Origin of the sequence: Azospirillum griseum (assembly GCF_003966125.1) — a bacterium.
In the GTDB taxonomy this organism is placed as follows: domain Bacteria; phylum Pseudomonadota; class Alphaproteobacteria; order Azospirillales; family Azospirillaceae; genus Azospirillum; species Azospirillum griseum.
The window spans coordinates 321,586-348,151 of the sequence record NZ_RXMA01000002.1; the positions used below are offsets into that span (position 1 = coordinate 321,586).

The 26,566-nt window shown below is 68.9% G+C and carries 30 protein-coding genes; 13 read left to right on the forward strand and 17 right to left on the reverse strand.

Annotated elements, in window-relative coordinates:
- Positions 1–76 precede the first annotated feature (76 nt).
- The 5 genes from EJ903_RS04185 to EJ903_RS04205 form a co-directional block, all read right to left on the reverse strand.
- Complete coding sequence (locus tag EJ903_RS04185; protein WP_126612400.1) at positions 77–2,062, reverse strand: polysaccharide biosynthesis protein; 1,986 nt, start codon at positions 2,060–2,062, stop codon at positions 77–79.
- Between the two features lie 82 nt (positions 2,063–2,144).
- The gene (locus EJ903_RS04190; protein ID WP_126612401.1) at positions 2,145–3,098 is read right to left on the reverse strand and encodes a UDP-glucose 4-epimerase family protein; all 954 of its coding nucleotides are present in this window, start codon (positions 3,096–3,098) and stop codon (positions 2,145–2,147) included.
- A complete protein-coding gene (locus EJ903_RS04195) occupies positions 3,098–4,144 on the reverse strand; it encodes an MraY family glycosyltransferase (protein ID WP_246015170.1) in 1,047 nt (348 codons plus the stop codon). Before EJ903_RS04195 ends, EJ903_RS04190 begins: the two co-directional genes overlap by 1 nt.
- Positions 4,141–5,325 carry a glycosyltransferase family 4 protein gene (locus tag EJ903_RS04200; protein WP_246015172.1) on the reverse strand — a complete coding sequence of 395 codons (1,185 nt, stop codon included), beginning with the start codon at positions 5,323–5,325 and terminating at the stop codon, positions 4,141–4,143. Before EJ903_RS04200 ends, EJ903_RS04195 begins: the two co-directional genes overlap by 4 nt.
- Positions 5,326–5,343: 18 nt before the next feature.
- The gene (locus EJ903_RS04205; RefSeq protein WP_126612402.1) at positions 5,344–6,330 is read right to left on the reverse strand and encodes an NAD-dependent epimerase/dehydratase family protein; all 987 of its coding nucleotides are present in this window, start codon (positions 6,328–6,330) and stop codon (positions 5,344–5,346) included.
- A gap of 197 nt (positions 6,331–6,527) precedes the next feature.
- On the opposite strand from EJ903_RS04205, the gene EJ903_RS04210 reads away from it, so the two are divergent.
- The 3 genes from EJ903_RS04210 to EJ903_RS04215 are packed head-to-tail and all read left to right on the forward strand — an operon-like array spanning position 6,528 to position 7,385.
- Positions 6,528–6,863 carry a hypothetical protein gene (locus tag EJ903_RS04210; RefSeq protein WP_126612404.1) on the forward strand — a complete coding sequence of 112 codons (336 nt, stop codon included), beginning with the start codon at positions 6,528–6,530 and terminating at the stop codon, positions 6,861–6,863.
- A gap of 21 nt (positions 6,864–6,884) precedes the next feature.
- Positions 6,885–7,049 (forward strand): hypothetical protein, encoded by a 165-nt coding sequence (locus tag EJ903_RS27225; RefSeq protein ID WP_174237238.1) that lies wholly within the window; start codon positions 6,885–6,887, stop codon positions 7,047–7,049.
- A 21-nt stretch (positions 7,050–7,070) separates the two neighbouring features.
- Positions 7,071–7,385: a cupin domain-containing protein gene (locus EJ903_RS04215; protein WP_126612405.1), complete on the forward strand. Its 315-nt coding sequence runs from the start codon at positions 7,071–7,073 to the stop codon at positions 7,383–7,385.
- Between the two features lie 19 nt (positions 7,386–7,404).
- On the opposite strand, the gene EJ903_RS04220 is transcribed toward EJ903_RS04215, so the two are convergent.
- On the reverse strand, positions 7,405–7,839 hold the full coding sequence (locus EJ903_RS04220) for a GNAT family N-acetyltransferase (RefSeq protein WP_126612407.1): 435 nt from the start codon (positions 7,837–7,839) through the stop codon (positions 7,405–7,407).
- A gap of 160 nt (positions 7,840–7,999) precedes the next feature.
- Here EJ903_RS04220 and dcd point away from each other — a divergent pair, with 160 nt between their 5' ends.
- The 5 genes from dcd to EJ903_RS04245 all read left to right on the forward strand — a co-directional run bounded on the left by dcd (position 8,000) and on the right by EJ903_RS04245 (position 12,005).
- A complete protein-coding gene (dcd, locus tag EJ903_RS04225) occupies positions 8,000–8,554 on the forward strand; it encodes a dCTP deaminase (RefSeq protein ID WP_126612409.1) in 555 nt (184 codons plus the stop codon).
- A gap of 51 nt (positions 8,555–8,605) precedes the next feature.
- Entirely contained in the window at positions 8,606–9,898 is a 1,293-nt protein-coding gene (gene murA / locus EJ903_RS04230; protein ID WP_126612411.1) for a UDP-N-acetylglucosamine 1-carboxyvinyltransferase, read from the forward strand.
- Positions 9,899–9,935: 37 nt separating this feature from the next.
- Positions 9,936–10,406 carry a DUF2948 family protein gene (locus EJ903_RS04235; protein ID WP_126612413.1) on the forward strand — a complete coding sequence of 157 codons (471 nt, stop codon included), beginning with the start codon at positions 9,936–9,938 and terminating at the stop codon, positions 10,404–10,406.
- A 178-nt stretch (positions 10,407–10,584) separates the two neighbouring features.
- Positions 10,585–11,019, forward strand: a complete 435-nt coding sequence (locus EJ903_RS04240) for a CBS domain-containing protein (RefSeq protein WP_126612415.1) — start codon at positions 10,585–10,587, stop codon at positions 11,017–11,019.
- 104 nt (positions 11,020–11,123) lie between these two features.
- On the forward strand, positions 11,124–12,005 hold the full coding sequence (locus tag EJ903_RS04245) for an urease accessory protein UreD (RefSeq protein ID WP_246015174.1): 882 nt from the start codon (positions 11,124–11,126) through the stop codon (positions 12,003–12,005).
- A 10-nt stretch (positions 12,006–12,015) separates the two neighbouring features.
- Here EJ903_RS04245 and EJ903_RS04250 read toward each other — a convergent pair whose 3' ends face one another.
- Both EJ903_RS04250 and cutA read right to left on the reverse strand, forming a co-directional pair.
- Positions 12,016–13,287 (reverse strand): MFS transporter, encoded by a 1,272-nt coding sequence (locus EJ903_RS04250; RefSeq protein WP_126612419.1) that lies wholly within the window; start codon positions 13,285–13,287, stop codon positions 12,016–12,018.
- A gap of 134 nt (positions 13,288–13,421) precedes the next feature.
- Positions 13,422–13,745: a divalent-cation tolerance protein CutA gene (cutA, locus tag EJ903_RS04255; RefSeq protein WP_126612421.1), complete on the reverse strand. Its 324-nt coding sequence runs from the start codon at positions 13,743–13,745 to the stop codon at positions 13,422–13,424.
- Positions 13,746–13,863: 118 nt separating this feature from the next.
- Between cutA and EJ903_RS04260 the strand changes: the two genes are divergently transcribed.
- Entirely contained in the window at positions 13,864–14,169 is a 306-nt protein-coding gene (locus tag EJ903_RS04260) for a hypothetical protein (protein ID WP_126612423.1), read from the forward strand.
- Between the two features lie 178 nt (positions 14,170–14,347).
- On the opposite strand, the gene EJ903_RS27315 is transcribed toward EJ903_RS04260, so the two are convergent.
- The 4 genes from EJ903_RS27315 to EJ903_RS04280 form a co-directional block, all read right to left on the reverse strand.
- Positions 14,348–14,800 (reverse strand): DUF1127 domain-containing protein, encoded by a 453-nt coding sequence (locus EJ903_RS27315; RefSeq protein ID WP_210211373.1) that lies wholly within the window; start codon positions 14,798–14,800, stop codon positions 14,348–14,350.
- Positions 14,801–14,831: 31 nt separating this feature from the next.
- Positions 14,832–15,797: a class II fructose-bisphosphatase gene (gene glpX / locus EJ903_RS04270; RefSeq protein ID WP_126612566.1), complete on the reverse strand. Its 966-nt coding sequence runs from the start codon at positions 15,795–15,797 to the stop codon at positions 14,832–14,834.
- A gap of 85 nt (positions 15,798–15,882) precedes the next feature.
- Complete coding sequence (locus tag EJ903_RS04275) at positions 15,883–17,190, reverse strand: homoserine dehydrogenase (RefSeq protein ID WP_126612425.1); 1,308 nt, start codon at positions 17,188–17,190, stop codon at positions 15,883–15,885.
- The gene (locus tag EJ903_RS04280; protein ID WP_126612426.1) at positions 17,190–18,461 is read right to left on the reverse strand and encodes an LL-diaminopimelate aminotransferase; all 1,272 of its coding nucleotides are present in this window, start codon (positions 18,459–18,461) and stop codon (positions 17,190–17,192) included. Before EJ903_RS04280 ends, EJ903_RS04275 begins: the two co-directional genes overlap by 1 nt.
- Positions 18,462–18,725: 264 nt before the next feature.
- Between EJ903_RS04280 and EJ903_RS04285 the strand changes: the two genes are divergently transcribed.
- Positions 18,726–20,801 (forward strand): methyl-accepting chemotaxis protein, encoded by a 2,076-nt coding sequence (locus EJ903_RS04285; protein ID WP_126612427.1) that lies wholly within the window; start codon positions 18,726–18,728, stop codon positions 20,799–20,801.
- Here the strand turns inward: EJ903_RS04285 and EJ903_RS27975 are convergent.
- Positions 20,776–21,234: a hypothetical protein gene (locus EJ903_RS27975; protein WP_126612429.1), complete on the reverse strand. Its 459-nt coding sequence runs from the start codon at positions 21,232–21,234 to the stop codon at positions 20,776–20,778. The genes EJ903_RS04285 and EJ903_RS27975 overlap by 26 nt on opposite strands.
- A gap of 151 nt (positions 21,235–21,385) precedes the next feature.
- On the opposite strand from EJ903_RS27975, the gene EJ903_RS04295 reads away from it, so the two are divergent.
- From EJ903_RS04295 to ruvX, 3 genes are read left to right on the forward strand one after another with little or no spacing between them, the layout of a single operon-like run.
- Positions 21,386–21,958, forward strand: coding sequence for a peroxidase-related enzyme (locus EJ903_RS04295; protein WP_126612431.1), 573 nt, complete (start codon positions 21,386–21,388; stop codon positions 21,956–21,958).
- Between the two features lie 52 nt (positions 21,959–22,010).
- A complete protein-coding gene (gene sppA, locus EJ903_RS04300; RefSeq protein ID WP_126612433.1) occupies positions 22,011–23,744 on the forward strand; it encodes a signal peptide peptidase SppA in 1,734 nt (577 codons plus the stop codon).
- A 38-nt stretch (positions 23,745–23,782) separates the two neighbouring features.
- The gene (gene ruvX / locus EJ903_RS04305; RefSeq protein ID WP_174237240.1) at positions 23,783–24,346 is read left to right on the forward strand and encodes a Holliday junction resolvase RuvX; all 564 of its coding nucleotides are present in this window, start codon (positions 23,783–23,785) and stop codon (positions 24,344–24,346) included.
- A gap of 36 nt (positions 24,347–24,382) precedes the next feature.
- Here ruvX and EJ903_RS04310 read toward each other — a convergent pair whose 3' ends face one another.
- From EJ903_RS04310 to EJ903_RS04325, 4 genes are all read right to left on the reverse strand, one after another.
- On the reverse strand, positions 24,383–25,222 hold the full coding sequence (locus EJ903_RS04310) for an FTR1 family iron permease (protein WP_126612435.1): 840 nt from the start codon (positions 25,220–25,222) through the stop codon (positions 24,383–24,385).
- Positions 25,223–25,283: 61 nt separating this feature from the next.
- Positions 25,284–25,634: a cupredoxin domain-containing protein gene (locus EJ903_RS04315; RefSeq protein ID WP_126612437.1), complete on the reverse strand. Its 351-nt coding sequence runs from the start codon at positions 25,632–25,634 to the stop codon at positions 25,284–25,286.
- Between the two features lie 137 nt (positions 25,635–25,771).
- Positions 25,772–26,200, reverse strand: coding sequence for a GFA family protein (locus tag EJ903_RS04320; protein ID WP_174237241.1), 429 nt, complete (start codon positions 26,198–26,200; stop codon positions 25,772–25,774).
- A 3-nt stretch (positions 26,201–26,203) separates the two neighbouring features.
- Entirely contained in the window at positions 26,204–26,434 is a 231-nt protein-coding gene (locus tag EJ903_RS04325) for a DUF1127 domain-containing protein (protein WP_126612439.1), read from the reverse strand.
- Positions 26,435–26,566: the final 132 nt, after the last annotated feature.

Genomic DNA, 26,566 nt, shown 5'->3' on the forward strand with positions numbered 1-26,566 from the left:
GGGGTGTGCAAGCGCGGAAAACACAGGCCGGAAAACTTTTTCCGCTGCCTTCCGCCTCCCGCCACAGCCCTGCCCTTCAGCCCTCCCGCGCGCCGGTCGCGGTAACGGTCGCGGTGGCGTTGTGCGGGGCGGCCATCGCCTCGGCGGGCGGCAGCACCGCTTCGGCGCGGAAATCGGGCACGGTGTTGGTCAAAATCGCCAGGACCCGCGAATCGTCCCCCGCCCGCGCCGCCGTTTCCAGCTCGCCCAGCGCCCGATTCACCAGGGCGTAATCGATCAGCCGGGGGGAGGCGAGGAACACGCCGTCGGCCGCCGTGTGGGTCGGGGCCTCGTTGGCGGTCAGGATTTCCTCAAACAGCTTTTCGCCGGGGCGCAGGCCGGTGAAGGTGATCTGGATGTCGATGCCGGGGCGATAGCCCGCCAGCCGGATCATCTGCCGGGCGAGATCGGCGATCTTCACCGGCTCGCCCATGTCCAGCACCAGAACCTTGCCGCGATCCTCCGCCCGCGTCACCCCGTGGGCCGACGCCTGGAGCACCAGCTCCACCGCCTCGCGCACCGTCATGAAGTAGCGGCGCATGTCGGGATGTGTGACGGTCAGCGGCCCGCCCCTGGCCAGTTGCCGGGTGAAGAGCGGCACCACCGACCCCGACGACCCCAGCACGTTGCCGAACCGCACGGTCATGTAACGGGTGGCCGTTTCCGCCCCGTCGCGCGGCGGCAGAACGTCCAACGCCTGGCAATAGGTTTCGGCCAGCCGCTTGGCCGCGCCCATGACGCTGGTCGGGCGGATCGCCTTGTCGGTGGAAATCAGCACCATGGCCAGACAGCCCGCCGCCCGCGCGGCGTCGGCGACGTTGCGGGTGCCGATGACGTTGGTCAGCACGCCCTCGCACGGGTTGGCCTCCACCAACGGCACATGCTTCAGCGCGGCGGCGTGGAAAACCAGGGCCGGTTTGACCGCGTCAAAGAAGCGGAACACCCGGTCGCGGTCGCGCACGTCGGCGATCACCGCGCGGGTGTCGAGCGCGGGGAAGCGTTCCCGCACCTCCATCTCGATGCTGTAGAGGTTGAACTCCCCGGAATCGACCAGGGTCAGGCTGGACGGCGACAGGGCGGCGATCTGGCGCACCAGCTCGCTGCCGATGGTCCCGCCCGCCCCCGTCACCACCACCCGCCGCCCGGCGATCAGCCCGGCGATGGCGGTGCGGTCCAGCACGGCCTGCGGGCGGCCCAGCAGATCCTCCAGCGCGATGGGGCGGACTTCGATCCCCTTGCCCTCGCCCAGCGCCGATTTGAATTCGGTCAGGCTGGGCAGGCGCGACAGAATCAGGCCCAGCGCTTCGGCCTGATCCAGCAGGGCGCGCAGGGTGGCACCGTCGATCTCGTTCGATCCCTTGGCGACGATCAGGCGCTGCGGGCGGTCGCCCTTGCGCTCCAGCGCCGCGACCACGCTGTCCAGATCGTCGGGACCGCCCAGCACGGAGACCCCGCGCACGGCGTGGCCGACCCGGCGGCCCTTGTCGTCCAGAATGCCGACGACGCGGTAGGCGGCCTGCCCCGACTGGTCGAGCGAGCGGATGAACAGCTCCGCCGCGTCGCCCACCCCCAGCAGCAGCACGGGGATGCGCGGCACGCCACCCCCACCCTCGCGCAGGTTCAGGCGGCGGTCCTTGAACAGGCGGTAGGCGAAACGCGGCCCGCCCAACAGGACGATCTGCACCAGCCACAGGATCAGCGGCAGCGAGCGCGGCAGCGATTCCAGCCGGTTCAGCAGGAACATCGCCAGGACGAAGCACAGCACCGCCACCGTGACGGCGCGGATGACCTGGACCAGATCGGGAATCGACGCGTAGCGCCAGATGCCGCGATACAGCCCGAACAGCATGAAGACGACGGCCGAAATCCCGACCATCATCGGCAGGGCCGCCGTCAGCGGATCGGCGTAAAAGCCGAAGGCGGTGGAGCCAACCCGCAGATAGAGCGCCGCCGCAACGGCGACGCCGGTCATGACCAGATCGTGGAGATAGACGATAAACGCCCGTGCGGACGGGATGCGCATGCCGCTTGCCTTGTGTCGTTCAGCCGTCGTCCGGTCGCCCCCCGACATCAGGACAAGCCTGGAGATCAGGGCAGCTCCGAACTCAGCCGCGTGAAGCTTTGAACCATTCCGCCGTGTGACGCAACCCGGTCGCAAAATCCTGCGGTGGCCGCCAATCGAGCGCGGTGCGGATCGCCCGGTCATCGACCGTCAGCGACCCGGCGATGCGGTCGAACACCGCCTGTTTGCCGGTGAGGCGCGCGCCCAGCGCCAGCAGCCCGACCGGCAGCGGAATCAGGCGCGCGGGCTTGCCCAGCGCGTCGCCGATGGCGCGCACCAGTTCGCTGGTGGACAGCGGCGCGCCGTCCTGCACCAGGAACCGCCCGCCGGGGGCGTTGGGGTGGGTCAGCGCCGTCGCGATGGCGTCGGCCAGATTGCCCACAAAAATCAGGCTGCGCCGGTTGTCCAACCCGCCCAGCGGCAACGGCAAACCGGTTGCCACCAGCCGCAGCAGGCTGCGGAAATTCCCGCCCACGCCGGGGCCATAGACCAGCGGCGGGCGCAGAACCACCGTGTCCAGCCCCGTCCGTTCGGCAACCGCGCCCAGGGCCTGTTCGGCCTCCAGCTTCGACACGCCATAGGGGGAGTGCGGATCGGGCCGGGTGGCGGCGTAGAGCGGGGCGTCCTGGCTTTCGTCCACCAGCGCCTTGACGCTGCTGAGCGACACGACGCGCCGCACGCCATGGGCCGCCGCGCTCTCCGCCAGCCGCCGGGTGCCGTCGCGGTTGACCAGGCGGAAGGCGGCGAGCGGGTCCGCCGCCCGGTCCTTCATCACATGGACGCGGGCGGCCAGATGGGCCACCGCGTCGATCCCGTCCAGCGCGCGCGTCCAATCGGTGTCTGGGCCGATGTCGCCGACGGCCACCACCTCCGCCGCGCCCGGCACGGCGGTGCCGTCCCGGCGCACGGCGGCGCGCACCCAATGCCCGCGCGCGGCCAGCAGCGGAACCAGCGACCGCCCGACGAAACCGTTCGCCCCCGTCACCAGCACGCGCATCAGGCGATCCCCCGCACCGGGCGGGCCAGCGTCGCCAGCAGCAGCGCCACCGCCCCCACCCCCGGCAGCAGCAGCGACCAGCCCATCGGCAGGACCAGCGACAGCGCCGCCAGCGCCACCAGCGCCACGTTCAGCGCCAGCACCAGCCGCACGACCTGCGCGTGGCTGCGCCCGCGCTGGGTGGCCTTCTGGTAAAAATGCTCACGGTGCGCCTGCCAGACCTTCTTGCCCTCGACCAGACGGCGCAGCAGGGTCAGGGTGGCGTCGGCCAGGAAATAGGCGGGGATCAGCAGCGCGGCGGCCCAATGCCCGGACGCCGCCAGCGACAGCAGCAGCCAGCCCAGCGCGTAGCCCAACGGCACGCTGCCGACATCGCCCATGAACAGGCGGGCCGGGTGCCAGTTCCACACCAGAAAGCCCAACGCCCCGCCTGCCGCGACCAGACCATACAGGCCGAAGGCCGGATTCAGCCCGGCCAGCGCCCCGACCAGCGCGACGCCGCCGCCGATGGTCGCCGCTTCCGATCCGGCCAGCCCGTCGATCCCGTCCATGAAGTTGAACAGGTTGACGAACCACAGCCAGCCGACCGCCACCACCAGACGATCCGCCCACAGCGGCAGCAGCCCTTGGAACACCAGCCCGTCGGCGGGCAGCGCGGCCAGACCGGCCAGGACCACGGCGATCTGCGAGAGAAAACGCGGGGCTGGCGGCAGATTGCGGCGGTCGTCGATCCACGACACCGCCATCAGCACCGCCACCCCGGCCAGGATCACCCACACCCCAAAGCTGGGCACCCCAAAGCTGGCCACCCCGAACCCGGCCCCGCCCGGCCCCAGCAGCGCCACCAGCGCCCAGCCCGGCAGCAGGGTCAGCATGATGCCCCAACCGCCGCCGCGCGGGGTCGGCACGGAGTGGCTCGACCGCTCGTTCGGATGGTCCAGGATCGCCTTGCGCCGCAGCCACGCCCCGATCCAACCAGTGAGCGCAGCGGCAACCACCGTGGCGGTGGCGAGAACGGCCAGACAGGACAGGAGCGACGGCGTCACGGCGTGACCTCGCGGGGGGAAGCGGTGGGAGAGCAGCGGGCGATCAGGGCGCGGTAATGGCCGACCACCTGCGCCCCGACCCGGTCGGAGGCCAGATCGGACAGCACCATGGCACGGCTGCGCGCGCCGCAGCGCTGGCGGAAAGCGGCGTCGGTGGCGATACGTTCCAGCGCGACGGCCAGCGCGGCGGGATCGTCGGGCGGCACCAACAGGCCGTTGTCGCCATCGACCACGATTTCACGACAGCCCGGCACATCGGTGGCGATCAACGGACGGCCGCAGGCCGCCGCCTCCATCAGGCTGACCGGCAGCCCTTCCCGGCGGGAGGCGAGCACCGCCGCGTGGCAGCGCGCCCACACCGTTCGTACGTCAGCCACCTGCCCCAGCCATTCCACCATCGGCAGAGCGGCCCAGCGGCGCAATTGCTCGTCCGACAGGTTGGATTGGTTGCCGGGGTCGGGCGCGCCCGCCATCAGCAAACGCAGCGGCACGCCGCGCGCGACGACGCGCTGGTGCGCCTCGATCAGCGTCGCCACGCCCTTGTTGACCGTCATCCGCCCGGCGTAGGCCACCGTCACCGGCCCGTCGGCGGGTTCGGGCAGCGGGGCGAAGCGCTCCACATCCACCCCGGACCCGCGCACCACCACCACCCCGTCCGCCGGGGCCAGACCGCTGTCGATCAGGAACCGGCGATCGTCGCCGTTCTCCACCGTCAACAGCGCGTTGTCCCGCCGGGTGATGAGGCGCAGCGCCAGCCCGACCAGCGTCCGCAACAGCTTGCGGTCGTCGCCGATGAACAGGTCGCCCAGCCCGGTCAGGGTGTTGAGCACGCAAGGGACCCCGGCCAGCCGCGCGGCCAGCCCGCCGAACACCACCGGCTTTAGGGCGACGTGGTGGACCAGATCGGGGCGCACCCGCCGGTACAGTCCGACCAGCGCGGCGATGGCGGCGACGGCGGCGAACGGGTTGGCGCTGCGCCGGTCCCAGCCCAGCGGCAGCAAGTCGAACCCCTCCCCCCGGATCAGGTCGCCGTGGCGATCCACCCGCGTGGCGACGCTGACGGCAAAACCGGCGTCGCGGGCGGCCCGCGCCATCGGCAGGCGGTGCGCCCAGAAAAACCAGTCCTCTGTCACCAGGAACAGAATGCGGCGGCGAGGGGTGGTGAGGGGTGTGTCGGCCATGTTTAGACGGTCTTCATGTCAGGCGATCTTGTGGTAATCCCGGTACCAGGACACGAAGCGCGGCAAGCCGACCTCGATCGGCGTGGTGGGGGCAAAGCCCAGGTCGCGGCGGCTGGCCTCGATGTCGGCGGCGGTTTCGACGACGTCGCCGGGCTGGAGCGGCTCCAGGCTGCGCACCGCCTTGCGGCCCAGCGCGTCCTCCAGCACGTCGATGAAACGGGTCAGCTCTTCCGAACGGTTGTTCCCCAGATTGTAGACGCGGTGCGGCGCGCCGGTCTCCGGGTCTTTGGGGGCGGGATGGTCCAGCGCGGCCAGCACCCCGGCGGTGATGTCGTCGATGTAGGTGAAATCCCGCTTCATCCGTCCGCCGTTGAAGACGCGGATCGGCCGCCCGGCCAAAATCGCCTCGGTGAACTGGAAGGTCGCCATGTCCGGGCGGCCCCAGGGGCCATAGACGGTGAAGAAACGCAGGCCGGTGGCCGGAATCCCATAAATATGGCAGTAGGAAAAGGCCAACATCTCCCCCGCCTTTTTCGTGGCGGCGTAGATCGACACCGGGCTGTCCACCCGGTCCTCCACCGAAAAGGGCGTCTTGCGGTTGGCCCCATAGACGGAGGAGGAGGAGGCGTAGACGAAATGCGCCAAATTCGGCATCCGCCGCGCCGCCTCCAACAAGGCCACCTGCCCGGTGACGTTGGCATCGACATAAGCGTAAGGGTTTTCCAGCGAGTAGCGCACCCCCGCCTGCGCGGCAAGATGAACAATTCCGGTGACGTCGCGCAGTTCCGCCGTCAGCCCCTCGACCGTCGCGCGGTCGCTGATGTCGGCGCGCACAAAGCGGAAACCGGGCCGCCCGGCCAGCCGCGCCAGCCGCGCCTCCTTCAGCGAGACCGCGTAATAGTCGTTCAGGTTGTCGATGCCGATCACCGCCTGCCCACGGTCCAGCAGGGACCCCGCAACAGAGGAACCGATGAAGCCGGCAACGCCGGTGACGAGGATGGTCATGGTCAATGGCCTTCAGCGGCAACGGAACGGGTCGGTGAACACGGTTGGCGAACCGAGCCACCCCGCCCGCGCGTTTATGCCCGACCGACCGGCGGCGCGCCAGCCCGCAAAGCGTGTGTGCGTGGCTTGACAGCCGTGCGCTCCGCCCCTCTACTGCGCCGACTGACGATTCCTTGCGAGACGAACGGTCCACCGCCATGCCCCCGAAGAAGAACCCGCTGAACCTCAACCCGCTGCAACTGCGCACGCTGACGCTGTTGCAGGAGATCGCCCGCCTGGAAAACACCCCGGCGGAGGATGAGGGCGCGTTCGTCATCACCCAACTGCCGCACGCGCACGGCAACCACTTCCACCTCGGCCACGCCGTGGTGTCGGCCAAGGACGCCACCGGCCTGCAGAACGACGCGGTGTGGACGATCCTGGAGCGCAAGGGCGTCCTGACGCGCGAACCGGGCCGCGCCGTGCTGACCGCCGTCGGCGTGGCCTATGACACCGGCCTGCGCGACGTCATCCTGCACCATTCGGATCACTGATCCCCGCAACCGGATCGCCCGATGACCGACGACGCGCCGCCCACCGCTTCAGCGGCCAAGCCCAAGCCAGCCGACGCCCGGCAAGACCGATTGGCCGCGCGGCTGCGTGAGAATTTGCGCAAACGCAAGGACCAGGCCCGCCAGCGCGCCCAAAGCGACGCGCCGGACGGGTCGGACGACACCTGACGGCCCACATAGGAACTGGTCATGAGCGCCCCGCACCCGACGGTCATCAACCTGCCCATCGACGCCGCCGCCCTGCCCGAAGCGTGGCGGTCGCGCGTCGTTGGCCGGGTCGGCCCCTGCGCGATCAAGATCATCCGCATGGACGAGGCCGGAATCGATTGGGAAGACCACCCGGACTATGAGGAGGCGCTCTACGTCCTCGACGGCCGGATGGAGCTGGAGATTCCGGGCGAACGAATCACCTGCGGCCCCGGCGACCTATATGTCGTGCCCGCCGGGGTCCCGCACCGCGTGTTGCCCGGCAGCCACGGGTTGTTGCTGCTGATCGACCGCTGACGTTCAGCCCAACGGAAACTCACACCAGCGGCTTGCGGAACCAGATTTGCGCGTGCCCTTCGGGGTAGCCGTCCATGCGGCACCATTCGGTGTAGCCGCATTTCGGGTAGAAGCCCGGAGCCTGGAAATCATAGGTGTAGAGGCGCGACCAGCGGCAACCGCGCGCCCGCGCCTCCTCTTCCGCCGCGTCGAGCAGGCGGCGGCCAACCCCGCCCCGGCGCAGGCCGTCATCCACCCACAGGTGATCGACGTAAAGCCAATCCCAGTTGGTGTAGCCGACCAGCCCGGCCCGCAGCACGCCCGCCGCGTCGCGCAGCATCACCGCCAGATCGCGGCGGGTGTAGGCCCGGCCCGAGGCCATCTCGTTGTGCGCCTTGAGGCCGACGAACACGCGGTCGGCCTCCTGCGCGTCGATGGCCTCGGCCACCGACAGGGTCAGTTGATCGTTGGTCATGCCCGCGATCCTGCCCGAAACCGCCACCCCGAACCGCAAGAAACGCCCCGCCCTGCGGGCATGGCACGTTTGCTGTTCTTGAGCCTGCCGCCCGCCTCCGCTACAAACCGAACGCACACGCTTTCCCCCCAAGATCGACACGTCAAGGAGTACCCCGCCGATGGGCATCATGCCGGACACCTGGATCCGCGAGATGGCCGAGACCAAGGGCATGATCGAACCCTTCGTCGAGACCCAGAAGCGCGAGGGGGTGATCTCCTACGGCGTCTCGTCCTACGGGTACGACGCCCGCGTCGCTGACGAGTTCAAGATCTTCACCAACGTCGACAACGCCATCGTCGATCCCAAGAAGTTCGACGGCAGCAGCTTTGTCGACCGCAAGACCGACGTCTGCATCATCCCGCCCAACAGCTTCGCGCTGGCCCGCACGGTGGAGTATTTCCGCATCCCGCGCGACGTGCTGGTGATCTGCCTGGGCAAGAGCACCTACGCCCGCTGCGGCCTGATCGTGAACGTCACCCCGCTGGAACCCGAATGGGAAGGCCATGTGACGTTGGAAATCTCCAACACCACGCCGCTGCCCGCCAAGGTCTACGCCAACGAAGGGCTGTGCCAGTTCCTGTTCCTGAAGGGGGACAGCGTCTGCGAGGTGTCCTACGCCGACAAGGCGGGCAAATACATGGGGCAAAAGGGCGTCACCCTGCCCCGCCTGTGACCTGACCCGTCCACCCCCTCTTTTTTCTGATCGCCGGAAGGCCGGAACCCCATGGACAAGATCCGCATTCGCGGCGGCCGCCCGCTGAACGGCACCATCACCGTTGGCGGGGCCAAGAACGCCGCCCTGCCGCTGATGACGGCGGCACTGCTTTGCGATGAAACGCTGACGCTGACCAACCTGCCGATCCTGGCGGACATCAACACCCTGTGCAACCTGCTGCTGCAACACGGTGTCGCCATCCACATGGAGGGGGCGGGCGGCGAGTGCGCCGGGCGGGCGGTGTCCTTCACCGCGCGCGACATCACCAACACCACCGCCCCCTATGATCTGGTCCGCAAGATGCGCGCCAGCGTGCTGGTGCTGGGGCCGCTGCTGGCCCGCTGCGGCGAGGCCAAGGTGTCGCTGCCCGGGGGCTGCGCCATCGGCGCGCGCCCGGTCGATCTGCACATCAAGGGTCTGGAAGCCATGGGGGCCGACATCCAGATCGAAGGCGGCTACATCGTCGCCAAGGCCCCGGCGGGCGGTCTGCGCGGGGCGGAGATCGTGTTCCCCAAGGTGTCGGTCGGGGCCACCGAAAATCTGCTGATGGCGGCGACGCTGGCCAAGGGGACCACCATCCTGGTCAACGCCGCGCGCGAACCGGAGGTCAGCGATCTGGCCGACTGTCTGGTCAAGATGGGGGCCAGCATCACCGGCATCGGCACCGACCGGCTGGTGATCGAGGGGGTGGACCGTCTGCACGGTGCCCGTCACATGGTGGTGGCCGACCGCATCGAAACCGGGACCTACGCCATGGCGGCAGCGATCACCGGTGGCCGTCTTGACATCATGAACACGCGTCTCGATCTGATAAAGGCGGCGGTCAAGGCGCTGGCCCCCGCCGGTGTGGCGTTTGAGGAGATCGAGAACGGAATCCGCGTGTCGCGCGCCAACGGTGAACTGCACGGCGTCGATGTGATGACCGAGCCGTTCCCCGGCTTCCCCACCGACCTTCAGGCCCAGATGATGGCTCTGATGTGCACGGCGTCGGGCGCGGCGATGATCACGGAAACCATTTTCGAAAACCGCTTCATGCACGCGCCGGAACTGACCCGCATGGGCGCCCGCATCACCGTGCACGGATCGTCCGCGCTGGTGCGCGGGGTGGCACGGCTGACCGGCGCGCCGGTGATGGCCACCGACCTGCGGGCGTCGGTCTCCCTCGTCCTGGCCGGTCTGGCCGCGCAGGGGGAGACGATGGTCAACCGCGTCTACCACCTGGATCGCGGCTATGAACGGGTGGAAGAGAAGCTGGCCGCCTGCGGGGCGGACATTGAACGCATTCACGGGCGCGAGGACTGATCCCGGATCACGCTCCCCCGCCCACATGAGAGGTGCCATGAGCGTGACCCCGATTCGTTTGCGCGCGGAAGACGCCGAGGATGTGAACATCGTCTCGGCCTGCCTGCAGGACGCCATCTTGCCCATCGGCAACATGGATTTCCTGCCGGAAGAACGGCGCTTCATCCTGCTGGTCAGCCGCTTCCGCTGGGAAACGGCCGACCAGCCCCGCCCCGGCCCGGTGGCGGACGATGACCATGAATCCCCCTATGAACGGGTGCAATGCGGCGTGCGGGTGGAGGGCGTGACCGGTGTGAAGCGCCGGGGCCTCGACCTCAAGGACCGCGCGCAGATGCTGGAGTTGCTGGCGATCACGCCGGAGGACGGCGGCCTGCTGCTGACCTTCGCCGGGGGGGCCTGCCTGCGGTTGGAGGGCGAGCGCCTGCGGGTGCTGGTGGAGGATGTCGGCGACCCCTGGCCCACCGGCCTGCGCCCCACCCACACCGAGGGTGCGCAACAATCGGCCTGATCGGCGATTGTTGGCAATCCTGATGTTGCGCCCATCGGCGTGATCGCGTAATTTTTCTTGGGAACGGTGGGGTTTGCGACCACGCGCAAACCACCCGCCCCCCCACACCCATGGGACGGGCGCGGTGCAATCCACCCTGTTGCACGCCAACGCGCACCACCCAAGGGAGAGAAACGCCATGCCGAGCCGCGCCATCCGCGCCATCGTGCGCAACCAACGGGTTTACAGCGTCCCGACCAGCGCCACCGTCCGCACCGCCGCCCACATGATGAAGGAGTACCGCGTCGGTGCCCTGATGGTGGTGGACGGCGATCAACTGATCGGCATCTTCACCGAACGGGACGCCCTGTTCCGCGTGCTGGCGGGCAACCTCGACCCCGACCGCACCAGCGTGGGCGACGTGATGACCGCCAACCCCACCACCATCGCCCCCGACCGTCCGATGGGCCACGCCCTGCACCTGATGCACGAGGGCGGGTTCCGCCATTTGCCGGTTGCCGAAAACGGGGTGCCGCTGGGCATGGTGTCGATCCGCGACGCGCTGGGCATGGAACTGATCGATTTCGAACAAGAGGTGGACGACCGCGACGCCATCGCGGAAATCCTGGGCTGACCTCTTCCTCCCCGGCGCGCCCCCGCCATTCCTCACACCGTTGCACCGCACACCGCCGTCCGGCACAGTGGCGGGGCATGGGAAACGCAGACAGAGGGTGGGGCGTGCTGGATCTGACCTTGGCCGAACGGCGGGACGCCGAACGCGGCGTGGAAGTGAAAAAGGTCGCCGTCCATGGGGCGGCGACCGTCCGTTTCGAACACCGCCACGGCGAAACGCGGCTCGCCACCCTCTACCACCACGACCCGCTGCGGGTGCTGCTGCCCACGCCGCGCCGGGGCGATTTGCCGGTCGCCGTGCTCGCCACCACCTCCGGCGGGATGGTCGGCGGGGATCGGATGGACATCGACCTGTCGGTCGGGCCGGGCGCGCGGGCGCTGGTGACGACCCAGGCGGCGGAGAAGGTCTACCGCTCCACCGGAGCCGACTGCCGGATCGACACGCGCGTCGCCGTCGAACCCGGCGGGTGGTTGGAATGGCTGCCGCAGGAGGCCATCGTCTTCGAAGGCTCGCGCCTGCGCCGTCTGACCCGGCTGGAACTGTCCGGCGACGCCCGCCTGATCGCCGGGGAAATGCTGGTGTTCGGCCGCGCCGCCTTTGGCGAGACCGTCACCCACGGCCTGATCCGCGACGCGTGGGAGGTGACGCGCGACTCCCGTCTGGTCTGGGCCGACGCCCTGCATCTCGACGGCGCGGTGGAGGAGGCGTTGCAGCACCCGGCGGGCTTTGCCGGGGCGGCGGCCTGCGCCACCCTGCTCCACGCCGCCCCCGACGCCGCCGACCGGCTCGACGGCTTGCGGGCGCTGGCTGATAGCATGGAGTCGGACGCCCGCGTCGGGGCGACCGCTTTCGATGGTCTGCTGGTCATCCGGATTCTGGGTGGCGACGCCCGCGCCGTGCGCCGCGCCTACGCCACGCTGTGGTCCGGCCTGCGCGCGGCGGCGGCGGGCCTGCCGACCCGCCTGCCCCGCCTGTGGGAGGTGTGACGCTCCCGCCTCACTCTGCGGCTGGGGCCGCCGCCGGGGCCGGAACCGGGGCAGAGGATGGGGCGGAGGCCGCGCCCGGACGGCTCTTGCGGTCGTCGGGCAGCAGCAGACCGGCGGCAAAGGCCACCGCCGCCAGCAGCGACAGCCCGACATAGAGCATGGTGAAGTCGCCTGTGCGCTCATAGACCACGGCGACGAGCTGCACCGCCAGCGGCCCCGCGCCAAAGGACAGGATGTATTTCGCGCCAAAGGCCAAGCCGCGATGCTTGTCGGGCGTGTATTGCGCCAGCAGCATGTTTTCCGCCGGGATCTGGGTTTGCGAGGCGATCACGGTCAGCGCGGCGGCCACCACCAGCGGCAGCCCGCTCAACGCCGCCACCGCCGCCATCATCGGCACCTGGACCAATTGGCACAGGATGTAGACGCGCTTGAGCGAATGGCGGTCGGCCAGCGCGCCGCCGATCATCTGCGGCAGGGCGGCGATCAGATAGACCGCCGTCACCAGCCCGCCGACCCCCAGCGTGCCGCCGCCCAGCAGATCGCCCAACCGGGCTTCGAACAGCTTGGGCAGCACCACTTGCATGGCGTTGAAGATCAGCCCGGCGCACACCATGGTCAGCGACAGCACGAAGAAGGTGCGCACCACATCCTGACGCGACGGGGCGGGCTGCGGTTTCACGTCGGCGTGCCGGTCCTCGACCACGCCCAACGCCAGCAACGCCGCCAGCGCCACGCCCAGCACGACGCAGACGGCCCCCGGAACCAGGAAGGCGGCGCGCCAGCCGAACCATTGGGTCAGGCTGCCCGCGATGACGGCGGCGGTGGCGACGCCGAAGGTGCCGAACAGGCCGAGATAGCCCATGGATTTGCCCCGGTTGGCGGCGTTGGCCATCACCCAGGCCATGCCGACCGGGTGGTAGATCGACGCCCCCAGCCCCAGCACCGCCAGCGACCACATCAACGCCTGCGGCCCGTTGGACAGCCCACAGGCCACCGCTCCACCGCCGGTCAGCAGGAAGAACACGGCCATCATGCCCGCCGAACTCCAGCGGTCGCCCAGCCACCCGGCCAGCGGCGCGCCCAGCCCGATCAGGAAGGCCCCGAAGGTCCACAGCCGGATCAGATCGTCGTAGGAAAGCTTCCATTCCCCTTCCAGCGCCAGCACCACGGTGAGGTAGAGCGCGGCGGTGATGTGCATCAGCGAATGGCCGACCCAGGCGAAGCCGACGGACAGGCGGGCCGACAGGGCGCTGGGCGGGGCCGCGCTGGGGGACATGCTCATGGAAACCTCTCCGACCGGGGAACTGTTGCGGAGGCCAACCGCTTCGCCCGACGCTCGCACGGGTTGATGGGCCGGTCCAATGCCCGGCGGGTATGGCCGCTATGTGTCCATCGGTCGCAGGCGGGCGGCGAGTCTCACACCGGGGCCGCCGTCTCCGCCCGCAGCCAATCCAGATAGTCCGGGTTGCCCCGCCCCAGCGCGATTTCCACGACGCAAGGCGTGTCGTAGCTGTGCAGCGCCCGCACCCGGTCGACCAGCGCATCAAACAGAGCGCGCCGGGTCTTGACGATCAGGACGGCCTCGGACGCCTCCTCCACCGCGCCCTGCCAGTGGTAGACGGAGGTGACGCCGTCGAGGATGTTGGCGCAGGCGGCCAGCCGTTCGGCCACCAGCGCGCGGGCCAGCCGCAGCGCCTCCTCCTTCGAACCGGCGGTGATGTAGGCGATGACCAGATCCATGGGCGGGGGTGTCCTTTTCGGTGCGCGGGAAACGGCTTTCGCGTAGGATGCGCGCAACGCCGCGCTTGGCAAGCCCGCCGCGCGTGGCCCTGTTTTCTGTCCGCAGCTTGAGGCGATCATGGCCGTGTCGCGCCGTTCCGGTTCCCGCCGCTCCCCCAGCGATGTTCAGGCGGCGTGGCTGCGTCGCGGCCTGGACCAGCCGGGCGGCAAGCTGCCGCTGTTCGACGAGCGCGGCCAGCGGTTGAAAAAGGCGACGGTGGACGCCTGCCTGAAGGCTGGGTGGGCCGAACGCTGGTTCCACAACCCCCTGAAGCCCGATTGGCTGGTATGCCGCCTGACCGACGCCGGACGCGACGCCCTGACCGCCCCCACCCCGGCGGCGAATGAGACCGAAGACGACGCCCGCCAGGGTGCCCTGATCTAACCGCCCCGGATCGACCCCCTCCCGTCTCCAGACACACGAAAGCCCCGGCGATCGCTCGCCGGGGCTTTCGTATGCCCGCATGGTGCCTTTGGGTGTGGGCGGCCCGTCTTCTGCTGGCGTCATCCGGTTGGGGCGAGGAACCGCCCGAACCGGATGACCGCGACCCGACGCCCCGACATCAGCCGATGCGGCCGTGACGGACGGCGTTGTGGATCTCCCCACGGGTCAGGCCAATGTCGGCCAGTTCGACATCCGACATGTGGGTCAGTTCGTATTCCGCACGATAAAGATCAGCGCGGTTCTTGAACCAATCAACGACCCGCTGAAAGAACGACGGGCGGTTTGTTTCCGCGCCAAACAATGCGTCGTTGGCAGAATTCAAAGAAGAAAAGCTCATCGTCAACTCCTGTGGTGTGACCTCGTTGCTGACGAATACTTTATATGCTGCATGTGCGAAATCAATATGCCGGGCGATGCGCTCTTGCGGCGGCAGACCTGCACCGATTCGATGGAAGGAACGCAGACGAACGATTCCACCCGGAACCCACCCGTTCGCGGACACAAAAAAAGCGCGTGACCGAAGCCGCGCGCTGTTTTTGTTCGGAAATCCCGCAATCAGAGGCCCCGCCATCGCAGGCGGGACCGTGACCGGGGCAAACCGCTCACTTCACCGTCGATTTGCGGTGCAGATTGTGGTGTGCCTCGATGTAGCGCACGGTCCCCGACTTCGACCGCATGATGACGGAGTGGGTGTAGGCCCCACCCGGCACCCGACGCACGCCCTTCAGCATCGCGCCGTCGGTCACACCGGTGGCGGCGAACATGACGTTGCCGCGCGCCAGTTCAGTCAGGCTGTATTTCTTGTTCAGATCGGTCACGCCCCACTTGGCGGCGCGGGCCTTTTCGTCGTCGTTGCGGAACAGCAGACGGCCTTGGAACTGCCCACCGATGCAGCGGAGCGCGGCGGCGGCCAGGACGCCTTCCGGCGCGCCGCCGGAGCCGACATACATGTCCACGCCGGTGTGTTCCTGGCTGGTGGCGATCACGCCCGACACGTCGCCGTCGTTGATCAGCATGATGCGCGCCCCGGCCTCACGCACGCGGGCGATCAGCTCGGCGTGGCGCGGGCGGTTCAGGATGCAGACCAGCAGCTCTTCAACCTCGGCCCCCTTGGCCTTGGCCAGCGCCTTCAGGTTGTTGGCCGGGGTTTCGTCGAGATCGACGAGATTGTCCGGCAGACCGGCCCCGACGGCGATCTTGTCCATGTAGACGTCGGGGGCGTTCAGGAAGCCGCCCTCTTCGGCCATGGCGATGACGGCCAGCGAGTTCGGGCCGCCGGTGGCGCAGATGGTGGTCCCTTCCAGCGGATCGAGCGCGATGTCCACCTTCGGCCCGGTGCCGATGCCGGCCCCGACCTTTTCACCGATGTAGAGCATCGGGGCTTCGTCACGCTCGCCCTCGCCGATCACGACGGTCCCGTCGATGTACAGCGTGTTCAGCGCCTGGCGCATGGCGTCGACGGCGGCCTGGTCGGCCAGCTTCTCGTCGCCACGCCCCATCAGCAGCGAGGCGGACAGAGCCGCCGCCTCGGTGACGCGGACGGCTTCAAGCGCCAGATTCCGGTCCATGTTGGACAGGTCAACTTGCTGCGTAGACATGGTGTTGTTCCCCCCGACTCTTCGGTCGTCTTTCAGGCGGTCATAAAAAACAGGTTCAGAACTGCTCGATGCGGATCATGCGCGGCGCTTCCACCACGCAATCCAGCGCGCCGATGGTCGCCAGCGCCCGTTGCATCGCGGCTTCCTCGGTGTCGTGGGTGGTCAGCACCACCGGCACGGCCTCACCGGGCGAATGGCCGCGCTGGAGGAACTGCTCCATCGACACGTTTTGATCGCGCATGGCCGCCGCGATGTCAGCGATGACGCCGGGGCGGTCCAGAACCATCAGGCGGACATAGTAGGAGCCGCGCCGTGATTCCATCGGCGACGGGGTGGCCGCGCCCAACTGGTCGGCCGGAACGCCAAAGGTCGGGGTGGAACGACCGCGCGCGATGTCGATCAGATCGGCCACCACCGCCGACGCCGTCGGCCCGGCCCCGGCCCCACGGCCGACGAACAGCACGCGGTCGGCGAAATCGGCCTGGGCGACCACGGCGTTGAACACGCCGTCCACCGCCGCGATGGGCGCGGATTTCGGCACCATGCAGGGGTGGACGCGCTGTTCCACACCGGTGTCGGTGCGGCGCGCGATGCCCAGAAGCTTCACGCAGAAGCCCAACTGGTCGGCGTAATCGAAATCGATGGCCCCGACCTGCCGGATCCCCTCGATGTGGACGGAGGCGAAATCGACCGGCGTGCCGAAGGCGACGGAGGCCAGCACCGCCAGCTTGTGGGCGGCGTCGATGCCGTCCACGTCAAAGGTCGGATCGGCCTCGGCGTAGCCCAACGCCTGGGCGTCGGCCAGCACATCGGCGAAATCGCGGCCCGTCGTCCGCATTTCGGTCAGGATGTAGTTGCAGGTGCCGTTCAGGATGCCGTGGATTTCCGACACGCGGTTCCCGGCCAGCCCCTCGCGCAGCCCTTTGATGATCGGGATGCCACCGGCGACCGCCGCTTCGAACGCCACGGTCAGGCCCTTGGCCTCGGCCTTGCGGGCGATGTCGGTGCCGTGCACGGCCAGCAGCGCCTTGTTGGCGGTGACGACGTGCTTGCCGGTTTCGATGGCGGTGGCGACCGTGTCGCGGGCCGGGCCTTCGGACCCGCCGATCAGCTCGACCACCAGATCGACGGCGGGATCGGCGGCCATCGCCACCGGATCCTCGTACCAGCGCACCGCCGACAGATCAATGCCACGGTCCTTGCCCTTCGACCGGGCGCTGACGGCCACCACATTGATCCGGCGGCCACAGCGCTGCTCGATCAGGTCGGCCTGCGCCTGCAAAAGCTTCAGCACCCCGGCCCCGACCGTGCCCAGACCGGCGACCGCGATGTTCAGGGGGGCGGCTTTTTGGTCTTTGGACATCAGACTTTCGCTTTCTCGGATTCCAGGAGGGCGGCGCGCACCGCCGGGTCTTGGCTGGCGGCGGCGACACCGGCGTTGGAGCGGAAGAACTCCTTGATGTTGCGGGTGGCCTGGCGGATGCGGTGGACGTTCTCGACCATCGCCAAGCGCACATGGCTGTCGCCATACTCACCAAAGCCGATGCCGGGGGCGACGGCGACCTCCGCCTCCTGCAACAGCAGCTTGGCGAATTCCAGCGAGCCGAGATGGGCGAATTGCGGCGGGATCGGCGCCCAGGCGAACATGGAGGCCGACGGCGTCGGCACCTCCCACCCGGCGGCGGCCAGCCCCTCGATCATCACATCGCGGCGCTGCTTGTACATGTCGCGCACCTGCTGGACGCAGTCCTGCGGGCCATTGAGCGCGGCGGTGGCCGCCACCTGGATCGGGGTGAAGGCCCCGTAATCGAGGTAGGACTTGATGCGCGCCAGCGCGGTGATCAGCTTCTTGTTGCCGGTGGCAAAGCCGATGCGCCAGCCCGCCATCGAATAGGTCTTCGACATCGAGGTGAATTCCACCGCGATCTCGCGCGCCTCCGGGATTTCCAGGATGGAGGGCGGCGGGTTGCCGTCAAAGAAGATCTCGGCGTAGGCCAGATCGGAGAGGATGTAGATGCCTTCCTTGCGGCAGAACTCCACGATCGGGCGGTAGAAATCCAGCCCCACCACCTCGGCGGTCGGGTTGGACGGGTAGTTCAGCACCAGCGCCAGCGGCTTGGGCACGCTGTGGCGCACGGCGCGGACCAGCGTGTTCATGAAGCTGTCGATGTCGGTCAACGCACCGTTCTGCCCAACCGGCAGATGGCAGACCGACGCCCCGGCCAGGATGAAGCCGAAGGGATGGATCGGGTAGCTGGGGTTCGGCACCAGGATCACGTCGCCGGGGCTGGTGATCGCCTGGGCCAGATTGGCCAGACCCTCTTTCGACCCGATGGTGACGATGGTCTCGGTCTCGGGATCGATGTCCACGTTGAAGCGGCGCTTGTAATAGGCCGCGTGCGCCTTGCGCAGACCGGGGATCCCGCGCGAATTCGAGTAGCGGTGCGTCTTGGGGTCGCGCACGGCCTCGACCAGCTTGTCGACGATGTGCTGCGGGGTCGCCTGATCGGGGTTGCCCATGCCAAGGTCGATGATGTCAGCGCCATTAGCTCGGGCGCGTGCCTTCATGGCGTTCACTTCCGCGAACACATACGGGGGCAGGCGCTTGATGCGATGGAATTCTGTGTTGGACATGGGACGCTCCGGAAAACCAGGCCGGTCACGCCATCAACCCTATGAATCCTGCGGACCGGGACCCATCTTCTACCGTCCCATCGCCCGGGATGCGAGGCAAATTTCGCCCCACCCGCCCCGGCCCCGCCAATCGAATTCATCCTTTTGGACGATGCGCATCATCCATTCAGCCGGGATTATGGTTATTCCGTATTGAAAAAGATCGCGTTCCCGGTACCAATCGGTCCCGATGGATCGGTGATGTGTCGATGAGGGAGCACGATTATGTCGGCGTTGGGACATTGGGCGGACCGCCGGTTCGGCAACATCCGCGTCACCCGCAAGCTGGCGCTGGCGTTGTCGATCCCGTTGGCCGGGGTGGTTCTGCTGTCGTCCTTCTCGGTCTGGCAGCAGCGGGCGATCAGCCGCGACGCGCAGGATCTGCAACGCGTCGCCAGCCTGTCCATCGCCATGACCGACCTTGTGCATGATCTGCAAAAGGAACGCGGCTCCTCCTCCATCTATCTCGGCGGCAACAAGACCGAGCCGGACCGCGCCCGCATGGACACGATCCGGGGCGGCACCGACAGCCGGATGGCGGCGCTGCGCCCGCAATTCGACGCCGCCGCCATCGAAAACCCACGCCTGCGCGCGGCGATGGACGGGGCCAAGGCCGCCCTGCCCCGCCTGATGGAGCTGCGCACCGCCGTCAACGGCGGCTCGCTCGCCCCGCTGGAGGTGGTGAAGGGCTACACCGGGTTGATCCGCACCCTGCTGGACGCCGCAGCGCTCGCCCCGATCATCTCCACCCACCCCGACCAGATCCTCGCCGCCAACGCCCTGTTCGCGGTGTCGGAGGCCAAGGAGCGGCTGGGCCAACAGCGCGCCGTCGGCGGCGGGGCCTTCCGCAAGGACCGTTTCCCCAATGACGCGCATGAACGCTTCGTCGAGCTGACCGGCGAGTACCGCGCCTTGCTCAACGGCCTGAAAACCAAGCTGACGCCCGAACAGGCCGCCTTCTTCGACCGCACCGTCACCGGCCCGGCGGTGGCGGAGGTGGAGCGGATGCGCAAGATCGGCACCGCCTCGGCCTATGGCGCGGGCAACCAGGGGGTGGACGCCGGGGTCTGGTTCGACACCATCACCGTCAACATCGACCTGTTGAAGACGGTGGAAAACCGGCTGGCCGGGGATCTGCTGGCGCTGGCCCGCCAGGACGCCGACAGCGCCGCCGCCCGCCTGATCGGGCTGGGGGTTGGGCTAGCGCTGCTGGTGGCGCTGATGGTCGCGGTGGCGCTGCTGGTCGCCCGCAACATCACCCGCCCAATCCACCGCCTGGAGTCCGCCATGACCCGGATGCAGGCCGGGGAGCGCGATTTCACCATCGACGGCACCGACCGGCGCGACGAGCTGGGGACCATGGCCGCCAGCCTCGACGCCTTCCGCCAATCGCTGGCCCGCGCCGACCGGCTGGCCGCCGAACAGACCCGCGCGCACGAGGAGCGTTTGCGCCACGCCGAACGGGTGGAGGCGCTCGTCACCGCCTTCGACAGCCGGGTCGATGGTGTGACCGCCCAATTGGCGACGGCGGCGGGCGGGCTGCGCAGCAACGCCGACCGCATGAACCAGATCGCCCAGGACACCGAACAGCATGTGCTGTCAGTCGCCCAGGCGTCCGAACACGCGTCGAGCAACGTCCAGGCGGTGGCGGCGGCGTCGGAGGAGTTGACCGCCTCCATCTCCGAAATCGGGCGGCAGATGACCGGATCGACCGCCATGGCCGAACAAGCGGTGGCCGACGTGCGAAAGGCGTCGGGCATCATCGCCCATCTGAACGACGCCGCCCGTCAGGTTGGCGAGATCGTCGGCCTGATCCAATCCATCGCCGGACAAACCAATCTGCTGGCCCTGAACGCCACCATCGAAGCCGCCCGCGCGGGCGAAGCCGGCAAGGGATTCGCCGTGGTGGCGAGCGAGGTCAAGGCGCTGGCCAACCAGACCGCCAAGGCGACCGAGGACATCACCGACAAGGTGTCGGAAATCCAGGCGGCGACCACCGAAACCGTGGCGGCGATCACCGACATCGGCCAAGTGGTGGGCCGGATCGAGGAAAACATCTCCGCCGTCGCCGCCGCCGTGGAGGAACAGAACGCCGCCACCGCCGAAATCGGCCGCAACGCCCAACAAGCCGCCCAAGGCACCGACGCCGTGTCCCACAGCTCCAGCGCCGTCGGCGCCCAAGCCATCCAAACCGGCGACATGGCCCGCGAAGTCCTGACCATGGCCGACGGGCTGAAGCAGCACGCGGATGGGCTACGGCAGGACGTGACCCGGTTCATTGCGGATATTCGGGGGGCGTGAGGGTCAGGGGGTAGAGGATTCCCACCCCGTCCCGGCGCGTTTCCCGCAACACCACCGCGTCGGCCGCCAATTCCCCCGCCGGTAGGGTCAGTTCGAGTGTGGTCGGGTTGATCCAGCGGGCGCGGAGGTCGTGTCGGCCGCGCAGGCGCAGGATGTCGGCCTCGGCGGGCGGGGGATCCGGCGTGTGGCCGGGCAGCAGGGCGGCACGCGTGCTGGTGTCGGTGGTGGCTCCGCAATCGTGCCAATAGAGGATGAGCGTCCGCGCGCCATCCGGTGCCCGGTGTTCCGCGATCCGCTCCACCGCGCAGCCGTCGGGCAGGCTCATCGCGCCCCAGACCAGCCAGCCCAGCCCCAGCAGACCGGCCCCCACCAGCGCCCCCAACGCCACCGCGCGGACGAGACGCCCCGTTGCCCGCCCCGTTCCCCGTCCCATCACGCCCATCCTCCACGCCCGCCAGCGGACCGCGACACCGCACCACGCCACCGAACCCTGCCAGCGCCCCGCAAAAGGGATGCCCCGCGCGCGATCCGCCGCTACCCTGCCCTCCACAACCACAAAGCCGCAAAGCCGGAGGAACCGCCCGATGCCGCAACCCGATCACATCATGGCCCTGCCCGTCCCCGACGCCGCCACGCTGGACGAGGATCTGCGCGCCCTGTTCGACAAATGCACGGACAAGCTGGGCTTCGTGCCCAACGTGCTGCAAGCCTACAGCCTGCGTCAAAAGAAGCTGCGCACCTTCGCCCAGCTGTACAACGAACTGATGCTGGGCGAGAGCGGGCTGAGCAAGCTGGAGCGCGAGATGATCGCGGTCGTCGTCTCCTCCGCCAACCATTGCTATTACTGCCTGGTCGCCCATGGGCAGGCGGTGCGCAAGCTGTCGGGCGACCCGGAATTGGGGGAGATGCTGGCGGCCAATTACCGCGTCGCCCCGCTGCCGCCGCGCCAGCGCGCCATGCTGGATTTCGCCTGGGCCATGACGAAAGAGCCGTGGAGCGTGGGGGAGGAGAACCGCGCCGCGCTGCGCGCCGTCGGCTTCACGGCGGAGGAGATCTTCGACATCGCCGACACGGCGGCGTTCTACAACATGTCGAACCGGATGGCGACGGCGGTGGACATGCTCCCCAACCGCGAGTACCACAAGATGGACCGCTGAGGCGCGACGCCCCCCCGTGGGCCGCGCCGCCCACCCGACCGGAGCCGCCTGGATGTTGAGGTTTTTCGTCCGCCTGTTCGCCACCATCGGCTTTCTGGTGGTGTCCGCTCTGGTCGGCGGTGCCTATCTGGTGATCCGCCAGGAACCGACCCTGCCGCGCGGGGTGGTGCTGAACCTCGACCTGACCCACAGCCTGGCGGAGGGCGGCAACGACCGGCTGGGCGGGCTGCTGGGGCACGAGGCGAGCCTGCGCGACGCGCTCGACGCGCTGGAACGCGGGCGGAAGGACGCGCGGGTCAAGGGCGTGCTGGCCCGGCTGGGCGGCGACCAGATCGGCTTTGCCCAAACGCAGGAGCTGCGGGCGGCGGTGGAGCGGTTCCGCGCCTCGGGCCGTTTCGCCATCGCCTACGCCGACAGCTACGGCGACGGCGGGGCGGGCAACCGCGCTTTTCTGCTGGCCAGCGGCTTTGACGAGGTGTGGATGCAGCCGCTGGGCGTGGTCGGGCTGACCGGCCTGTCGGCGGAACTGCCGTTTGCGCGCGGCCTGCTCGACACGCTGGGCGTCCAGCCGCAGTTGCAGCACCGGGAGGAGTACAAGAGCTTCTCCGACACCTTCACCCAATCCACCATCACCCCGGCCAACCGCGAGATGATGCAGGGGCTGATCGGCGACCTGACCAACCAGTTGGTGGACGGGGTGGCCAAGGGCCGCCGCCTGCCCCCGGCCAGCGTGCGCGCCGCCATCGACCGCGCCCCGCTGCTGGAGCGCGAGGCGCTCGACCTCAAGCTGATCGACCGCATCGGGTATGCCGACGAGGCGCGCGACGCCGCCCTGCAACGCGCCGGGGCCGACGCCGAGCTGGTGGAGCTGCCCGATTATCTGGCGGTGGCCGGTGGCCCGCACGACAACGGCCCGACCATCGCGCTGGTCCACATCGTCGGGACCATCACCGGCGGCAAGAGCGAACGCCCGACCTTTGGCGAGATCAACGCCGGGGCCGACACCGTGGTCCGCGCCATCGAAGACGCGGCGGACGACGCCGACGTGCGCGCCATCCTGGTCCGCATCGACAGCGGTGGCGGGGCCGTTTCCGCCTCGGAATCCATCCGCCGGGCGCTGGCCAAGGCGCGCCAGCGCGGCAAGCCGGTGATCGCCAGCATGGGCGATTCCGCCGCGTCGGGCGGTTATTGGATCGCGCTGGCCGCCGACCGCATCGTCGCCTCCCCCGCCACGCTCACCGGCTCCATCGGCGTGGTGGCGGGCAAGATGAGCCTGGGCGGCCTGTCGGACAAGCTGGGCGTGCGCTGGGACCGCGTGTCCGCCGCCCGCAACGCCGGCATGTGGTCGCCGATGCACCCCTTCTCCCCGGCGGAGGAGGAGCGGTTGACCGCCATCATCGACGCCACCTACGCCAGCTTCCTGGAACGGGTGGCGGAGGCCCGGCGGCTGACGCCCGAACAGGCCCGCGCCGCCGCCAAGGGCCGGGTGTGGACCGGCGCGCAGGCCCGCGAACTGGGCCTGATCGACGAGCTGGGCGGCCAGGAGGAGGCGTTGACGCTGGCCCGCAGCGCCGCCGGTCTGGCCACCGACGCGGAGGTGACGCTCGCCCCCTACCCGCCGCCCAAGACCCTGACCGACGAGCTGCTGGACCTGCTGTCCGGCAAGGGCGAACTGGTCGGCGCGCTGTCCGCCGCCGCCCACCTGCGCCCCATCGCCAGCGCGCTCGCCCCCCTGCTCGACAGCCCCGGCCTGCGCGCCTCCATGCCCCCGGTCGGCGTGCGGTGAGCCTTGCCGGGCGGACGGCGGGGACTTATGGTCACGGCATGATACACGAGCTTTCCGAACTCGCGGCCCGGTTGGGCCGTGGCCAACGCCTGCTTGGGCTGGATGTTGGCACCAAAACCGTTGGTCTGGCGGTGGCCGATCCCGGTCTGGTCGTCGCCTCCCCCATCGGCGTGCTGATGCGCACCAAATTCACCCAGGACGCGCGCGAACTGGCGCGGACCATCCGCGATTACAGCGTCGGCGGTCTGGTCATCGGCCTGCCGCTGAACATGGACGGCACCGAAGGCCCGCGCGCCGAATCCGTGCGCGCCTTCGCCAAGAACCTGCTGGAGCGCGCCGATCTGCTGGGTTGGGACGCGCAGATCGCCTTTTGGGACGAGCGGCTGTCCACCTCGGCGGTTGAACGCTTCATGATCGGCGAGGCCGACATGACCCGCAAACGGCGCGACGAGGTGGTGGACAAGATGGCCGCCGCCTACATCCTGCAAGGCGCGCTCGACATGCTGGCCAACCAGCGCCGTCAGACCGAGCAGGACGACGCGGCGGACAGCGACGCGGATGACGACCGTTTCGGCGAGGACCGCTTCAACCGGAGCCGCTAAGGCCGGAACCGCTGAATCCAGGACCCAGCAGGCCGGTCACTCCGCCGGGTTGGCCGCACGGCGGACGGGCTGGGCCGATCCGGCGGCCAGACGGGTCAGGCCGAGAATGGCGGCAACGGTGGCGAGATAGGCCAGGAGTTGCGCCTCCGTCGGGCGGTCGGTGTAGCCGATCAGGACGTGCAGCGCCTGCCCGATCACGCTTTTGTCACGCAGCAGGCCAGAGCTGTCCCACAGGATGGCCCCGCCGCGTTCCAGAACCCCGGCCTGGGCCAGGAAGGACACGGCGGTGGCGGCCATACCCGCCGCCAGCAGGGTCAAAAGCCACGTCGTCACCCGGAACAGGTGGCGGGTGGGGATGCGCAACAAACCCACGTACATCAGGCCCGACATCAGCGCGCCCAGCGCCACGCCGCCCAGCCCACCGGCCAGAACGGTGCCGACACCGCCCTCCTCCGACGCCAGGATGCCGGTGAGGAACAGGACGACCTCCGCCCCCTCGCGCAGCACCGCCACACCGATCACCACCGCCAGCGCGGCGAGCGAGCGCTCCCCGCTCGACACCGCACGGCCCACCGCCGCCATGTCGCGGGCGATTTCCCGCCCGTGCTGGGCCATCCAGGCGTTGTGCCAGGCCAGCATGGCCACGGCGACCAGCAGCACACCGGCGTTGAACAGCTCCTGCCCGGTGTCGGCGAACAGGCCGCTGATGGCGTCGGCGAACCAGGCGACGACGCAGGATCCGAGGATCCCGGCGGCGATGCCCATCGTCACCCAGCGCCCGCGCCCGGCCACCCCCTCCGTCGCCGCCAGAACGATGCCGACGATGAGACCGGCCTCCAGCACCTCGCGGAAGACAATGATGAGACTGGCAAGCATGGGATTCTCCCGCTGCGGGAATCAGAACGCAAAACAAAGATCAAGGAATCGCACGAGCGCATCACTCGGCGATGACGGTGCCCTTGGCCGTGGCCTCGTGGAATTCGCCGAAGAACGGGTATTTGCCGGGTTTCAACGGCCCGATCGCGACCTTGATCTGTTTGCGGCCGCCGACGATCTTTTCGACCTTCAGTTCAGCGCTTTCAAACTCTTCGGAGGTGGCGTCCTGGTTGTCCACCAGCAGCGTCACCCGCTTGTTGGCGGGGACCTTCACCTCGACCGGATCGAACTTGTGATCCTTGATGACGATGGTGATCGGCGCGTCGTCGGCCCACGCGGGGGCAAAGACGGCGGGAGCAACCGGCAGCAGCAGCGCCGCGCTCAGAAACAGACGAGCGATCCGGTGACGCATGATGGGAAACGACCTCAGGGCAGGAAACAGGTGTGCACCTGACAATCATTCTCACCCCTCCCCGACCCGGTCAACACAAAGCGCCTTGCGGTTCGCGCGCATCACCTGCGACCGAACAGCACAGCGCTGGGGAAGGTTCACGCGGACGGGGTGGTGGTCCCGGGAAAGCGGTCCAGGGAATCGTCCGGGATGCGGTAATAATCCCCCTGATCGGCGACAAAGATGTGCCGCAGGGTGGCAAGACCGGTCGGCGCGTCCAGACAACCCGCCGCAACGTCGAGCCGCCCGCCGCTGTCGCCCATCCAGAACAGGGACGAACCGCAGGTGCCGCAAAAGCCGCGCTGGGCGTGGTCGGACGAGCGGAACCAACGCAGGCTGTCCTCGGCGTCGAACACCACCGCCGGGCGCGGCAGGCTGACATAGGCCCCGACATGGCCATGAAAACGGCGGCACTGCCCGCAATGGCAGTTCGCCACCCCCAGGGGCCGTTCGGTCAGATGGAACCGGACGCCGCCGCACAGGCAGCGCCCGGTCAAGTCCGGTGACGGGTTCGGCGCGTCGCTCAACGCTCACCCCCGCCAGAACGGCTTGGTGACTTCCTGTTCGGCGTCGGCGCGCGACAGACCAATGTCGGCCAACAGATGATCGGGCATCTGGGTCAGCGTGCGCCGCTGGCGACGCCGGTCGGCCCAGGTGGCCAAGCCATCGAACAGCGCGGTGACAACCCCGCCAAGGCCACCGCCGACACGCGTCGCGCTGGAACCGGACAGGGTGATGGGGGATTGGGTGCTCTGGCTCATGATCTCGCTCCGTCAAGGATGGGTGGTGGTTGCTTCGGCGGTGGTTGGGGGCCGTTGCTGCGCTCACCCTCGCTCGTGGGACCAACCTTGAACCACCCGGTCCTTGCGGGCAAACGACGCTTTCTCATAGAC

Excerpts from the sequence above, each read along its gene's own strand:
- EJ903_RS04185 (WP_126612400.1), bottom strand. The coding sequence starts at position 2,062 with ATGCGCATCCCGTCCGCACGGGCGTTTATCGTCTATCTCCACGATCTG.
- EJ903_RS04190 (WP_126612401.1), bottom strand. The coding sequence starts at position 3,098 with ATGCGCGTGCTGGTGACGGGGGCGAACGGTTTCGTCGGGCGGTCGCTG.
- EJ903_RS04200 (WP_246015172.1), bottom strand. The coding sequence starts at position 5,325 with ATGGCCGACACACCCCTCACCACCCCTCGCCGCCGCATTCTGTTCCTG.
- EJ903_RS04205 (WP_126612402.1), bottom strand. The coding sequence starts at position 6,330 with ATGACCATCCTCGTCACCGGCGTTGCCGGCTTCATCGGTTCCTCTGTT.
- EJ903_RS04210 (WP_126612404.1), top strand. The coding sequence starts at position 6,528 with ATGCCCCCGAAGAAGAACCCGCTGAACCTCAACCCGCTGCAACTGCGC.
- EJ903_RS27225 (WP_174237238.1), top strand. The coding sequence starts at position 6,885 with ATGACCGACGACGCGCCGCCCACCGCTTCAGCGGCCAAGCCCAAGCCA.
- EJ903_RS04215 (WP_126612405.1), top strand. The coding sequence starts at position 7,071 with ATGAGCGCCCCGCACCCGACGGTCATCAACCTGCCCATCGACGCCGCC.
- EJ903_RS04220 (WP_126612407.1), bottom strand. The coding sequence starts at position 7,839 with ATGACCAACGATCAACTGACCCTGTCGGTGGCCGAGGCCATCGACGCG.
- dcd (WP_126612409.1), top strand. The coding sequence starts at position 8,000 with ATGGGCATCATGCCGGACACCTGGATCCGCGAGATGGCCGAGACCAAG.
- murA (WP_126612411.1), top strand. The coding sequence starts at position 8,606 with ATGGACAAGATCCGCATTCGCGGCGGCCGCCCGCTGAACGGCACCATC.
- EJ903_RS04235 (WP_126612413.1), top strand. The coding sequence starts at position 9,936 with ATGAGCGTGACCCCGATTCGTTTGCGCGCGGAAGACGCCGAGGATGTG.
- EJ903_RS04240 (WP_126612415.1), top strand. The coding sequence starts at position 10,585 with ATGCCGAGCCGCGCCATCCGCGCCATCGTGCGCAACCAACGGGTTTAC.
- EJ903_RS04250 (WP_126612419.1), bottom strand. The coding sequence starts at position 13,287 with ATGAGCATGTCCCCCAGCGCGGCCCCGCCCAGCGCCCTGTCGGCCCGC.
- cutA (WP_126612421.1), bottom strand. The coding sequence starts at position 13,745 with ATGGATCTGGTCATCGCCTACATCACCGCCGGTTCGAAGGAGGAGGCG.
- EJ903_RS04260 (WP_126612423.1), top strand. The coding sequence starts at position 13,864 with ATGGCCGTGTCGCGCCGTTCCGGTTCCCGCCGCTCCCCCAGCGATGTT.
- EJ903_RS27315 (WP_210211373.1), bottom strand. The coding sequence starts at position 14,800 with ATGGCGGGGCCTCTGATTGCGGGATTTCCGAACAAAAACAGCGCGCGG.
- glpX (WP_126612566.1), bottom strand. The coding sequence starts at position 15,797 with ATGGACCGGAATCTGGCGCTTGAAGCCGTCCGCGTCACCGAGGCGGCG.
- EJ903_RS04275 (WP_126612425.1), bottom strand. The coding sequence starts at position 17,190 with ATGTCCAAAGACCAAAAAGCCGCCCCCCTGAACATCGCGGTCGCCGGT.
- EJ903_RS04280 (WP_126612426.1), bottom strand. The coding sequence starts at position 18,461 with ATGTCCAACACAGAATTCCATCGCATCAAGCGCCTGCCCCCGTATGTG.
- EJ903_RS04285 (WP_126612427.1), top strand. The coding sequence starts at position 18,726 with ATGTCGGCGTTGGGACATTGGGCGGACCGCCGGTTCGGCAACATCCGC.
- EJ903_RS27975 (WP_126612429.1), bottom strand. The coding sequence starts at position 21,234 with ATGGGACGGGGAACGGGGCGGGCAACGGGGCGTCTCGTCCGCGCGGTG.
- EJ903_RS04295 (WP_126612431.1), top strand. The coding sequence starts at position 21,386 with ATGCCGCAACCCGATCACATCATGGCCCTGCCCGTCCCCGACGCCGCC.
- sppA (WP_126612433.1), top strand. The coding sequence starts at position 22,011 with ATGTTGAGGTTTTTCGTCCGCCTGTTCGCCACCATCGGCTTTCTGGTG.
- ruvX (WP_174237240.1), top strand. The coding sequence starts at position 23,783 with ATGATACACGAGCTTTCCGAACTCGCGGCCCGGTTGGGCCGTGGCCAA.
- EJ903_RS04310 (WP_126612435.1), bottom strand. The coding sequence starts at position 25,222 with ATGCTTGCCAGTCTCATCATTGTCTTCCGCGAGGTGCTGGAGGCCGGT.
- EJ903_RS04315 (WP_126612437.1), bottom strand. The coding sequence starts at position 25,634 with ATGCGTCACCGGATCGCTCGTCTGTTTCTGAGCGCGGCGCTGCTGCTG.
- EJ903_RS04325 (WP_126612439.1), bottom strand. The coding sequence starts at position 26,434 with ATGAGCCAGAGCACCCAATCCCCCATCACCCTGTCCGGTTCCAGCGCG.